Genomic DNA, 1,202 nt, shown 5'->3' with positions numbered 1-1,202 from the left:
TTCCCGAAGCCCGTCGAGCTGCTCGAGTACCTCAGCTTCAAGAAGCCCGAGCTCGACGGCCGCAAGCGCCGCCTCGACGCCGCTCTCACCATCGAGGACCTCCGCTCGATCGCGAAGCGCCGCACCCCGAAGGCCGCGTTCGACTACACCGACGGCTCCGCGGAGGGCGAGATCTCGATCGCCCGCGCCCGCCAGGCCTTCGAGGACGTCGAGTTCCACCCGCAGGTGCTCCGCGACGTCGCCGCCGTCGACACCACCGCGACCGTTCTCGGCGCACCCTCCGCCATGCCGTTCGGCATCGCCCCGACCGGCTTCACCCGCCTGATGCAGACCGAGGGCGAGACCGCCGGAGCCGGAGCGGCTGCCGCCGCAGGCATCCCGTTCACCCTCTCCACCCTCGGCACCACTTCGATCGAGAACGTGAAGAAGGCCAACCCGCACGGCCGGAACTGGTTCCAGCTGTACGTGATGCGCGACCGCGAGATCTCCTACGGCCTCGTCGAGCGCGCCGCCGCCGCCGGCTACGAGACCCTGTTCTTCACCGTGGACACCCCCGTCGCCGGCGCGCGCCTGCGCGACAAGCGCAACGGCTTCTCCATCCCGCCGCAGCTCACCGTCGGCACCGTCCTCGACGCCCTGCCCCGCCCGTGGTGGTGGTTCGACTTCCTCACCACCCAGAAGCTCGAGTTCGCCTCGCTCAGCGCGACCGGCGGCACCGTCGGCGACCTGCTCGACCTCGCCATGGACCCCACCATCAGCTACGAAGACCTCAAGGTCATCCGCGAGATGTGGCCCGGCAAGCTCGTGATCAAGGGCGTCCAGAGCGTCGAAGACGCCCACAAGTTCGCCGACTTCGGCGTCGACGGCATCGTCCTCTCCAACCACGGCGGCCGCCAGCTCGACCGCGCCCCCATCCCCTTCCACCTCCTCCCCGAGGTCGTCCGCGAGGTCGGCACCGACACCGAGGTCATGGTCGACACCGGCATCATGAACGGCGCCGACATCGTCTCCTCCATCGCCCTGGGAGCGAAGTTCACTCTCATCGGCCGCGCCTACCTCTACGGCCTCATGGCCGGCGGCCGCCAGGGCGTCGACCGCACCATCGCGATCCTCTCCGACCAGATCGTCCGCACCATGAAGCTCCTCGGCGCCCACTCCCTCGAGGAGCTCACCCCGGCCCACGTCACCCAGCTCGAGCGCCT

General features: G+C 69.7%; 1 protein-coding gene. It reads left to right on the top strand.

What is annotated here, in order from left to right; translation table 11 throughout:
• Nucleotides 1–1,202: alpha-hydroxy acid oxidase (locus MT355_RS21060; RefSeq protein ID WP_279392695.1), on the top strand; the 1,202-nt coding region annotated here is incomplete at both ends.

This window comes from Rathayibacter sp. VKM Ac-2929, assembly GCF_022815495.1.
GTDB classification, from domain to species: Bacteria; Actinomycetota; Actinomycetes; order Actinomycetales; family Microbacteriaceae; genus Rathayibacter; species Rathayibacter festucae.
This window is presented reverse-complemented; position numbering and strand designations above follow the sequence as displayed.